Annotated in this window: 10 protein-coding genes; 8 read left to right on the plus strand and 2 right to left on the minus strand. The window is 32.7% G+C overall.

Features of this window, described 5'->3' with window-relative positions; translation table 11 throughout:
* Nucleotides 1-2: 2 nt before the first annotated feature.
* From EF514_RS04180 to EF514_RS04205, 6 genes are all read left to right on the plus strand, one after another.
* Nucleotides 3-1,364 (plus strand): tagaturonate reductase, encoded by a 1,362-nt coding sequence (locus EF514_RS04180; RefSeq protein WP_338067650.1) that lies wholly within the window; start codon nt 3-5, stop codon nt 1,362-1,364.
* Between the two features lie 3 nt (nt 1,365-1,367).
* On the plus strand, nt 1,368-2,849 hold the full coding sequence (locus tag EF514_RS04185; RefSeq protein WP_127724154.1) for a UxaA family hydrolase: 1,482 nt from the start codon (nt 1,368-1,370) through the stop codon (nt 2,847-2,849).
* 415 nt (nt 2,850-3,264) lie between these two features.
* Nucleotides 3,265-4,749, plus strand: a complete 1,485-nt coding sequence (locus EF514_RS04190; protein ID WP_127724156.1) for a carbon starvation CstA family protein — start codon at nt 3,265-3,267, stop codon at nt 4,747-4,749.
* Between the two features lie 263 nt (nt 4,750-5,012).
* A complete protein-coding gene (locus tag EF514_RS04195; protein WP_127724158.1) occupies nt 5,013-6,494 on the plus strand; it encodes a carbon starvation CstA family protein in 1,482 nt (493 codons plus the stop codon).
* Between the two features lie 135 nt (nt 6,495-6,629).
* Entirely contained in the window at nt 6,630-7,799 is a 1,170-nt protein-coding gene (locus EF514_RS04200; protein WP_127724160.1) for an iron-containing alcohol dehydrogenase, read from the plus strand.
* Between the two features lie 105 nt (nt 7,800-7,904).
* Nucleotides 7,905-8,372: a tRNA (cytidine(34)-2'-O)-methyltransferase gene (locus EF514_RS04205; RefSeq protein WP_127724162.1), complete on the plus strand. Its 468-nt coding sequence runs from the start codon at nt 7,905-7,907 to the stop codon at nt 8,370-8,372.
* Between the two features lie 5 nt (nt 8,373-8,377).
* Here EF514_RS04205 and EF514_RS04210 read toward each other — a convergent pair whose 3' ends face one another.
* Nucleotides 8,378-9,262, minus strand: coding sequence for a YitT family protein (locus tag EF514_RS04210; protein WP_127724164.1), 885 nt, complete (start codon nt 9,260-9,262; stop codon nt 8,378-8,380).
* Nucleotides 9,263-9,323: 61 nt separating this feature from the next.
* The gene (locus EF514_RS04215; protein WP_127724166.1) at nt 9,324-9,890 is read right to left on the minus strand and encodes a manganese efflux pump MntP; all 567 of its coding nucleotides are present in this window, start codon (nt 9,888-9,890) and stop codon (nt 9,324-9,326) included.
* A gap of 315 nt (nt 9,891-10,205) precedes the next feature.
* Between EF514_RS04215 and mgtE the strand changes: the two genes are divergently transcribed.
* Nucleotides 10,206-11,567 (plus strand): magnesium transporter, encoded by a 1,362-nt coding sequence (mgtE, locus tag EF514_RS04220; RefSeq protein WP_127724168.1) that lies wholly within the window; start codon nt 10,206-10,208, stop codon nt 11,565-11,567.
* Nucleotides 11,568-11,731: 164 nt separating this feature from the next.
* Nucleotides 11,732-11,896, plus strand: coding sequence for a hypothetical protein (locus EF514_RS10770; protein ID WP_164845540.1), 165 nt, complete (start codon nt 11,732-11,734; stop codon nt 11,894-11,896).
* Nucleotides 11,897-12,138 lie beyond the last annotated feature (242 nt).

Raw genomic sequence — 12,138 nt, forward strand, 5'->3', positions numbered from 1 at the left:
AGGTGGAATTTATGAGTAGTGAAAATTTAAAACGAGTTATTCAATTTGGAGAGGGAAATTTTTTAAGAGGTTTTGTAGACTATTTTTTCTTTAAATTAAAAGAACAGAATTTATTTAATGGAGATATAGTGGTAGTTCAACCTATTGAAAAAGGGATGTGTAAAGTTTTAAAGGAGCAGGATTGTAAATATAATCTGTTTCTAAGGGGAATAGAAAATGGAGAAATAGTTGAAGAACACAGTAATATTGACATAATTTCCGATTGTATAAATCCCTATGAAGATTTTGAAAAATATTTAAGCTTGGCAAAAGATGAAAATTTCAGAGTAATAGTTTCCAACACCACTGAATCAGGCATTAAATTTGATGAAAAGGATGCACTTGAAGATAAACCTGCTAGAAGTTTTCCTGGAAAATTAACGCAGCTTCTTTATGAAAGGTTTAAAAACAATCTTGGAGGATTTATTATACTATCCTGTGAGTTAATTGATAATAATGGAAAAGAATTGGAAAAGTGCGTAGAAAAATATATTGAACTATGGAATCTGGGGGATAAGTTTAGAAAATGGATTCATGAAGAAAATAAATTTTGCTCGACTTTAGTTGATAGAATTGTAACAGGATATCCACAAAGTGAAATAGAGTTAAAAAAACTTGAAAATAAAATTGGCTATAAAGATCTTTGTTTAGATACAGCTGAAATTTTTCATCAATGGGTAATAGAGGGAGACTTTGAAGATGAACTTCCTTTTGTAAAGGCAGGATTTAATGTAATTTGGACAGATGATGTGGGCCCTTATAAGAAACGTAAAGTAAGAATTTTAAATGGAGCTCATACTTCCATGGTATTAGGAGCTAGACTTTATGGGCTTACAATAGTAAGAGAGTGTTTGGAAGATGAATTAATAAATGGTTTTATTAAAAAGTGTATTTTTGAAGAGATAATTCCTACGCTTGGAAATAGTAATGAAGATATAAAATTTGGGAAAGCAGTAATGGAAAGATTTTCTAATCCCTTTATAGAACATCAACTATTATCAATTGCATTAAATTCAGTTAGTAAATTTGACGTAAGAGTATTGCCTACAATTCTTGAATTTAAAGAAAAATTTGGGAATTATCCGGAAGCCTTGAGCTTTTCTCTTGCCTGTTTAATAAAGTTTTATAAAGGCGATGAGGCTAATGATTCAGAAGAAATTATAAGTTTTATAAGAGAAAATAATATTGAATCCATATTAAGCAACAGAGATTTTTGGCACGATGATATATCGGATTTAATTCCTCTAGTTCAAAAACACTACACTATGATTGAAGAAGAGGGAATGGGAGATAGTTTTAAATATATAGTGGGAAAAGGACAATGACTGATGTTAGACTATATAAAAATTAATAAAAAAGATAATGTGGCAGTAGCATTGAAAAATTTAGGTGCTGGAGAAGAGATAGAACTTGAGGGCGCTTCATTTAATCTTAAAGAAGACATTCCTCAGGGGCATAAATTTGCTTTAGAGAGCATAAGTGCTAATCAAGAAATAATAAAATATGGAATGGTAATTGGACTTTCACTTTCGAATATTGGAAGAGGTGATTGGGTCCATACTCATAATATCAAGACAAGTTTAGGAGATATATTAAATTATAAATATGAGCCTGAAGTAATTGAACTTAAAAAAATGGAACCTTCAACTTTTAATGGTTATAGAAGGAAGGATGGAAAAGTTGGAATTAGAAATGATATTTGGATTATTCCAACTGTTGGTTGTATAAATTCAATTTGCAATAAATTAGCAATGGATTTTAACAATGAGTACAGGGGTAGTGGTATTGAAACCATTACCTTCACTCACCCTTATGGATGTTCGCAAATGGGTGATGATCAGGAAAATACAAGAAAAGCTTTAGCTGCTTTAATAAGTCATCCAAATGCCGGTGGAGTACTTGTGCTGGGGTTGGGATGTGAAAACAGCAGTATTGAAACCCTAAAAGAATATTTAAGGGATTATGATAAAGACAGAATAAAGTTTATTCAATGTCAAGATGAAGAGGATGAGTATTTAACTGCAAAAAGTGAACTTAAAGAGCTTTATAAACTTATTAAAAGTGACAAGAGAGAGACAATTGACAGTTCTGAATTAGTAGTAGGTTTAAAATGCGGAGGTTCAGACGGTTTAAGCGGAATTACTGCAAATCCTTTAGTAGGAGATTTTTCTGATATTTTAATAGCTAAGGGTGGAACTACCCTTTTAACAGAAGTTCCGGAAATGTTCGGAGCGGAAACAAGCCTTATGAATAGGGCAGAAAGCAAAGAAGTTTTTGAGAAAACAGTTAATTTGATTAACGATTTTAAAATGTATTTTAAAAACCACAATCAAACTATTTATGAAAATCCTTCACCCGGAAATAAGGACGGAGGAATATCCACTTTAGAGGATAAATCTAACGGATGTATTCAAAAGTCTGGAAGTGCAAAAATAGTAGATGTTTTAGCTTATGCAGAGCCCGTTAAGGTAAAGGGATTAAATTTGTTAAATGCACCTGGAAATGATTTGGTATCTTCTACGGCATTAGCATTAAGCGGAGCTCACATAGTTTTATTTACTACTGGTCGTGGCACTCCTTTCTCATCACCGGTTCCTACAATAAAAATATCTTCAAATACAGCGCTATATGAAAAAAAGAAAAAATGGATTGATTTTAATGCGGGACAAATTGTAGAAGACGTTAATAGAGAGGAATTAGCATTGAAACTATTTGAATACGTTTTACAGGTAGCATCAGGAAAGAAAATAAATTCAGAGGGAAACTTAAATCAGGATTGGGCAATTTTTAAACAGGGAGTAACTCTTTAGAAAATTCTAATTTAAATAAATTCATAATAAACACCTTTTATTTACAATAGTGAGTAAAGGGTGTTTTTAATTGGAAAAGTATCTAAATGACCTCTTTAAACCTATGTAAAGCAAATTTTACCCTATTTTACAAGTTTGTGTAAATGTGATAGATAGTTAAGTTTAATAAGGTGATTTGTAAATCGGAATTTACTTTACTTGAAACTTTGTAGGGAGATTTTTACAGAAATGGCTTAATATAAAGTGTTGTAGGTGAATTTTTAAAAGGATTTTTTGCTGTTTAAAGTGAGGTTCTTAGAAGGGCGTAAGCCTTGAAATTAAAGGCTTTTGTTATATACTAAGTAATGTAAACAGCTTGTAGTAAGTTGTTTACAAGGACTTATTTAATTATTAGCTTTTAAGAAAGGAGAGCAAGATGATATTATTTATTATTGGACTTTTTATTTTAATAGTTGGAGGCTATTTTTATGGGAAGTTCTGTGAAAAGGTTTTCGGACCTGACGACAGAGAAACGCCTGCAGTAAAACTTCATGACGGCGTTGACTATGTGGTTATGAAGGACTGGAAGAATAAATTAATTGAGTTGTTAAATATAGCGGGAACCGGACCTATTTTAGGACCTATCCAAGGAATTTTATTTGGGCCTATTGCTTTTTTAACGATTCCAATAGGATGTGTACTTGCAGGTTCACTTCATGATTATTTTGTGGGAATGATCTCTATGAGAAATGATGGAGCTCAAGTTCCAAAACTTGTATCCAAGTACATGGGTAATGGTATGAATAAAGTCTACAGTGTTATAATTTGGATTTTAATGCTGTTAACCGGTGTTGTGTTTATTTATACTCCTGGGGATTTAATTGTAAATGATATTTTGGGAATGGATGTTAACTCCAGTATAATTTGGATTGTATATGCAATAATTTTAATATATTACGTAGTATCTACAATCTTTCCAATAGACCAAATTATAGGTAGAATTTATCCTGCCTTTGGAGCAGTTTTAATAATCTCCGCAATAGGAGTGTTTATAGGAATATTAAGAGATGGTGGAGCAAATCTATACAACATTACAAATACAGGACTTTTATTTTCCACTCATCCTGAGGGACAAAGGTTTATACCTGTGTTCTTTATAACAGTTGCCTGCGGTATAATGTCGGGTTTCCACGGTTCACAAGCTACATTGATTTCAAGAACAGTGGAAAAAGAAAACCAAGGTAGAGGAGTTTTCTACAATATGATGTTGGCAGAAGGCTTTATAGCTATGATTTGGGCAGCAGGTGCAATGATTTTATTTAACAGAGGTACTGATGTTTCAACAGGAGCAACTGCAATGGTTGGAATAATTTCAAGAGAGTTTATGGGAACTGTAGGCGGATTATTTGCCATAGCAGGTGTAATAGTACTTCCAATAACTTCAGGAGATACAGCTTTTAGGGCTTTAAGACTTATGATTGCAGAACAGTTTAACATAGATCAAAAAAGTCCTCAAAAGAGAGTTACACTTTCTTTAGTAATATTTATTCCTGCACTGGTGATATTATTCTTTGCAAAGAGCAATGCAAACGGATTTAATTTATTGTGGAGATACTTCGGCTTTACAAATCAATTAGTTGCAGTATTTGCTTTGGCAATGATAACAGTTTATTTGAAAACTCACAATAAGTTGTACTGGATATCTTTAATTCCGGCGCTGTTCTACACCTTTATAGTAAGTTCTTATATATTCCATGCGCCAATAGGCTTTGGATTAGAGGCCAGATTTGGATTGGATCCTTTAAGTTATACAATTTCCTATCCATTGGCAGCAGTATGTGTGGTGTTATTCTATCTGTTAATAAATAAAATAGCAAAAAACAGACAGGAAAGTATTTTAGTAGCCGATAAATTAAAATAATTAAATAAGTATTTAAAAGCATTTACTATTGATATTAGATAAAAATAATTTCAATAGTAGGTGTTTTTTTATTGCAACTTAAATAAAAATATTTTATTATAATTATGACAAATTATTTTATTGTAATAGTGTATTAAATTTATAACGTGAAATCGATTTCTTGAAATATTTTTCAAAAGTTGTATACTATTAACTGTAGGTTATTAATAAATAATCTATAGTTAATAAATAATATTAACTAAATAAAATAAGGAGGAAAGAAAATGTTACTATTTATTATCGGACTTTTCATTCTAGTAGTTGGGGGCTATTTTTATGGAAAGTTCTGCGAAAAGGTTTTTGGACCTGACGACAGAGAAACGCCTGCAGTAAAACTTCACGACGGCGTTGACTATGTAGTTATGAAGGACTGGAAAAACAAATTAATTGAATTGTTAAATATAGCGGGAACCGGACCTATCTTAGGACCTATCCAAGGAATTTTATTCGGACCTATTGCTTTTTTAACAATTCCAATAGGATGTGTACTTGCAGGTTCACTTCATGATTATTTTGTGGGAATGATCTCTATGAGAAATGACGGGGCTCAAGTTCCAAAACTTGTATCTAAGTATATGGGCAATGGTATGAATAAAATCTATAATATAATAATTTGGATTTTAATGCTGTTAACCGGTGTTGTGTTTATTTATACTCCTGGGGATTTAATTGTAAATGATATTTTGGGAATGGATATTAACTCCAATGTAATTTGGATTGTATATGCAATAATTTTATTTTACTATATAATCTCTACAATTTTCCCAATAGACCAAATTATAGGTAGAATTTATCCTATATTTGGAGCAGTTTTAATAATCTCTGCAATAGGAGTGTTTATAGGAATATTAAGAGATGGTGGAGCAAATCTATACAATATTACAAATACAGGACTTTTATTCTCCGCTCATCCTGACGGTCAGAAATTTATACCTGTGTTCTTTATAACAGTTGCCTGCGGTATAATGTCGGGATTCCACGGTTCACAAGCTACATTGATTTCAAGAACAGTGGAAAAAGAAAACCAAGGTAGAGGAGTTTTCTACAATATGATGTTGGCAGAAGGCTTTATAGCTATGGTTTGGGCAGCAGGTGCAATGATTTTATTTAACAGAGGTACAGACATATCAACAGGAGCAACTGCAATGGTTGGAATAATTTCAAGAGAGTTTATGGGAACTGTAGGCGGATTATTTGCCATAGCAGGTGTAATAGTACTTCCAATAACTTCAGGAGATACAGCTTTTAGAGCTTTAAGACTTATGATTGCAGAACAGTTTAACATAGATCAAAAAAGTCCTCAAAAGAGAGTGGGATTATCTTTAGTAATATTTATTCCTGCGCTAGTGATATTATTTTTTGCAAAGAGCAATGCAAACGGATTTAATTTATTGTGGAGATACTTCGGATTTACAAATCAGTTAGTTGCAGTATTTGCTTTGGCAATGATAACAGTTTATTTGAAAACTCATAATAAGTTGTATTGGATATCTTTAATTCCGGCGCTGTTCTACACCTTTATAGTAAGTTCTTATATATTCCATGCGCCAATAGGCTTTGGATTAGAGGCTAGATTTGGATTGGATCCTTTAAGCTATACAATTTCCTATCCATTGGGAGCAGTATGTGTGGTGTTATTCTATGTATTGATAAACAAAATTGCCGGAAGCAGAAAGAATACCATACTTGAAGCAGATAGAATTTAATAAGATAAGGTAATTAAAGTAAAGGGGTGTAATATTACATCTCTTTACTTTTTATTTGTAGTTTTGTGTAGTTTTTCTTTAAAGAAGAATTTAAATGCGATATAATATAGGAGTACATAACATAAGGAGGAGCCTATGAAAGATTTTATTTTTGAAGTTGGAACGAAGATACTTTTTGGGGAAGATCAATTAAAACATCTGCCAAAGGAAATAAAAAAATATGGAAACAGCGTTTTATTTTGTTACGGCGGCGGCAGTATTAAGAAATTGGGACTTTATGACGATGTGGTGAAATTATTAGAAGAAAATGGTATCGCCTACAGTGAACTAAGTGGAATAGAGCCTAATCCAAGAGTGGAGTCAGCTATTGACGGTATTAGAATTGCAAGAGAAAATAAAGTGGATTTAGTACTAGCTGTAGGTGGAGGTTCAGTAATAGACTGCGCTAAACTTATAGCGGCGGGATACTATGTAGATGAAAATCCTTGGGACATAGTAGTTGGAAAGGTAAAAGTTGAAAAAGCCCTTCCACTAGGTACTATTTTAACTTTAGCTGCAACGGGTTCTGAAATGGATACGGATTCCGTTATAACTAATTTGGAAACGAAGCAAAAGTTGGGATGGGGAAGTAAACATGTACTTCCGAAATTTTCAATAATGAACCCCGTATATACCTATTCTGTAAATAAGCACCACACTGCTGCGGGAGTGGCGGACATTATGAGCCATACTATGGAAAATTATTTTTCTTTAAATGACGGATGTTACTTAGTGGACAGACTTGCAGAGGGGATTTTAAAAACATGTATTAAATATGGACCTGTAGCCTTGGAAAGTCCTGAGGACTTCGATGCCAGAGCAAATATTATGTGGGCAAATTCCTGGGCAATAAACGGACTGTTAAAGACAGGTAAAGATACCAGCTGGAGTGTCCATGCCATAGAACATGAGTTAAGTGCCTTTTATGATATAACTCACGGTACGGGATTGGCAATATTGACACCTAATTGGTTAAGACACGTTTTAAATGAACATACTGCTAATAAGATAGCTATATTTGGTAAAAATGTCTTTGGAATTGAACCTAGCGGCGATAAATTTGCCGATGCCAATAAGGCGATTGATGCTTTAAGAGAATTTTTTGATAAGATGGGAATTCCTAAGGGATTAAGAGATTTGGGAATAGGCGAAGAACATTTAGAGGAAATGGCGGAGCTTACTATAAAACATAAGGGCGGTCCAATTGACGGTTTTATAACCATAGATGTGGAAGATGTGTTGGAAATTTATAAAATGAGCTTATAATTAATTAAGATGATGGCAGCTAAAGGTTGCCATTATTTTATTTTACTTGAAAAAGCATATTGGATATAATTAAAGGTAAATTAATTTGTAAGGAGAGAAAGTTTAATGTCATTAAATATAGTTTTTTATGAGCCTGAAATTCCTTTTAACACCGGAGCCATAGCAAGGACTTGCGGTTTGACAAACACAAGCCTCCACTTAGTAAAGCCCCTTGGTTTTTCTGTAGATGATTCCCATTTAAAGAGGGCCGGTCTAGATTATTGGCACCTTGTGGATATAAATTATTATGAAAATTTCAATGAACTTTTAGAAAAGTATCCTGATAATTCCTTTTACTATGCAAGTACCAAGTCAAAGCAAAGGTACAGTGATGTAAAGTATAAGGACGGAGATTTTATAGTATTTGGTCCTGAAACCAGAGGTTTACCCGAGGACTTAATATTTAAAAACATGGATACTGCTATTAGAATACCCATGTTAAAAGACTTTGGAAGGAGTCTGAACTTATCAAATGCAGCTAATATAGTGCTCTTTGAAGCGCTGAGACAACTTAATTTTTTAGATTTGGAATAAGGATATTAGATATCCTTTTTTTCATAGGTAAATCCCTCTCCTTCAACTTCAGAAACGTGGGATATGAACATAAAGGCATGTTCATCTTTGGCCTTTACAAAGCTTCTAAGCTTAATATAGTCCTTTCTATCCACTATAGTTGTAAGGATTTTTCTAGGCGTACTTGAATAGCCTCCTTCTGCATTATAAATAGTACTTCCCCTATAGAGATCTCTTATAATATATGTATTTATCTCCTCTAGTTTTTCAGAGATTATAGTTATATTGTACTTGGAGTTAAATCCTTGAAGGAGCTTATCTATAATTGTGGAATTTAAAACCACGCCCAGTAATGAGTACATACCTATAGTGGGTCCGAAATTTAAAATTGCTCCCAAAGTAATACACCCGTCTATTAAGGCCAAACTTGAACCAAAGGAGAGCCTGGTGTACTTTTCCAAAATTTTTCCCAATATGTCCGTTCCGCCAGTAGAAGCTCCCGCATTTATTACAAGACTTATACCCGCTCCTTGAATAATCATTCCAAAAATTAAATTTATCAATAGATCATCGGAAATAGTTCCGCTTAAAGGTACAAATATTTCAAAAACTCTTAGGAAAAAGGAAAGAGCAAGAGAGGCATAAATGGTATAGGCGCCAAATTCTCTACCGATTATTATAATCCCCAGCGCATTTAAAAATATATTAAAAAATAAAATTATAAAGCTGATAGGTATGTTTTGAAAAAAGGAGGATACTATTATGGAAATACCCGTAACTCCTCCGGCTGCTAAATTATTGGGAATTGTAAAAAAGTAAAGACCGGTACTTAATATGAAAACACCCAAAGTTACGATTAAAAATTTTTTAAAATTATCCGTTGATAAAGTGTAGTTTTTCTTTTTTGCCATTTAATCACCCTATTTAATTATAGGTGCTCTTTAATAATTTAACAAGATAATAAAAGTTGCCCTAGAGGGGCAACAAGTTTAAGTGCTCAAACAGGATTTTAGTTCCCATTAGTATTAAAATTATTCCTCCGGCAAATTCTGCTTTTTGTTTGTATCTGATGCCGAAGATGTTTCCCAGTTCCACTCCCAGTATGGAAATAAAAAAAGTGATAATTCCAATTAGAAGTGATGATTGGATTATTTTTACATTTAAAAAGGCGAAGGTAACGCCAATAGCTAAGGCATCAATACTTGTGGCAATTGCTATAGTAACCATTGATTTAAAATTAAAGTCGCAGTCAATGGGACAGTCCTTGTCAAAGGATTCCTTAATCATATTAAGTCCAATAACTCCAAGTAGTATAAAGGCAACCCAGTGGTCTATGTCCTTTATTTCATTGGCAAAATTATTTGCCAGTAAAAAGCCTATAACAGGCATAAGTCCTTGAAAAAGTCCGAAATAAGTACCGGCCTTTACTGATTTTTTAAAGTCTCTTCTTTGAAGAGAAAGACCTTTACAAACCGAGGCGGCAAAGGCGTCCATTGATAAGCCCAATCCAATTAAGGATACGCTAAGTAAATTTTCCATATTACACCCCATTAATTAAAAAAGACCCATCTATTTGAGATAAGTCAAAAATAGCCAGTTGACTTACCCTCAGTCAACTAATTTATATCAATCTTAACAAATAAAAAACTTCATTTCAAGGGGCCTATTTAAGAGAATGATTTAACGAAGAATGTCCTTTCTCAATTAAATTATAATATTTATCTTAGAAAGTATGGTGTGATTTTAAAGAGGATAAAAGATTTTCAATTTTTATTCAAGACTTTGAATTACCTGCTTTATATGTTAATATTTTAATAGATTTAAGAAAGCTAAGGAAGGCGAGGCGGTGAACTTATGGAATATCAAGAGTATAAAGAGTATAGGGATTATTTTAAAAGTTTAATTGAGAAAAAAGAACTGAAAGAATTAAAGGAATCTGTATCTGAATTAAGTAACGTAGTGGACATTGCGGAAATAATCGAGGATATGGAAGACAAGGACATGTTACTGGTATTTAGAATGCTTCCCAAGGATAAAAGTGCCGAAGTTTTTTCTTATATGGAACTTAATGACCAGTTGAGAATAGTAAATTCCATAACAGACAAAGAGTTAAGCGAAATAATAGATGAACTTTATTTTGACGACAGAATAGACATCTTGGAGGAAATGCCCGCTAACGTAGTTACAAAAGTGCTAAAGGGAACACCGGTAAATGAGCGGAAATTAATAAATGAATTTTTAAGGTATCCGGAAAATTCCGCCGGCTCTCTTATGACTATTGAATATGTGGTTTTAAAACCGGAGATGACTGTAAAAGAAGCTTTGGACCATATTAAAGAAGTTGGAATGGACAAGGAAACTATCTATACCTGTTACGTTGAAAATGAGTATAAAATGTTAATAGGTTTCGTATCTTTAAGAACCTTAGTAGTTTCAGATGAAAGTAAGAAAATTAAGGACATAATGATTGAAGACGTAGTAAGTGTTAATACTTTAGAGGATCAGGAGGAAGTTGCCGATGCTTTTGTAAAGTACGGTTATATTGCACTTCCAGTAGTTGATGGAGAATATAGGCTTTGCGGTATTATAACTTTTGACGATATTATGGACATAGTTGAATCTGAGGCCACTGAAGACTTTCATAAGATGGCAGCCATAAATCCTTCAGAAGATGAATATTTGGATCAAACTCCCTGGCAGCTTTCCAAGAACAGAATACCTTGGCTTTTAATACTTATGATTTCAGCTACCTTTACAGGTGGGATTATAAATAGGTACAATTATATTCTTGTTGAGTATATGATTTTAAATTCCTTTGTACCAATGATGACTGACACAGGCGGTAACTCAGGTTCTCAATCTTCTACAATTGTAATTCGTGCGCTTGCCACAGGAGAGATAGGACTTTCCGATGCAATGAGAGTTATGTTTAAAGAAGTGAAAGTTGGAATTATTTGTGGCGGTATTTTAAGTTTTGTAAACTTTTTAAGATTGATTTTTATAGCAAATATAGATAGGACCATTGCAGTATTAGTTTCAATTACGATGTTTATAACTGTGGTGCTGTCAAAGTTTTTAGGAGCCGCACTTCCAATGTTGGTAAAGAGAATGAATTTAGACCCTGCCATAATGGCATCGGCTTTAATCACCACTATTATTGACTCAGTAGTACTTTTAATTTATTTTGGTCTGGCAGCAAGTTTTTTACCCTTATAATTTAGAAAAAAATTGTAAAGGGAACTCTATAAGTTTTAGAGAAAGAAAACAATTCTTTTTGATTTTAAAAGAGAATTGAAAGGACGGATAAATTATGAAACTTCTTAAATATTATAAGTATGATTTCATTATTGCATTTATTTTAACTTTACTGGCAACGAATTATGAAAGTATTTTTAAAATTGGAAGGCATTTTGAAAAATCATGAAAATTTAATTTTAACTATGGTTTTTCTCTTGTTTTATCTATCCATAAGTCTTATTAGATATATCTTCATAGCTGATTATAATAAAGCTGTAGTTCCTAATATTAAAGATAAAAAATATTAGGAGGGTTTTATTTTAAAGAATCACTTCAAAGTGAAGAGATGTTTCGCAAAGGACAAAAAATGTGAGTTTTAATTAATATGGCGGCAGCTACAGGTCTAGTTTTATTTACTTTTTTTAAAAAAGGGTTTCAAGATTTTAGCCCGTTGTACCCGAATGTTATGGGCTTATTAATAGTTATAATAGCGGTGACGTCCTGGGTTTTTACTAAGTATTATTTAAAAAGAATTAAGCGCTAGATTAAA

Source organism: Anaerosphaera multitolerans, assembly GCF_004006535.1.
GTDB classification, from domain to species: Bacteria; Bacillota; Clostridia; order Tissierellales; family Peptoniphilaceae; genus Anaerosphaera; species Anaerosphaera multitolerans.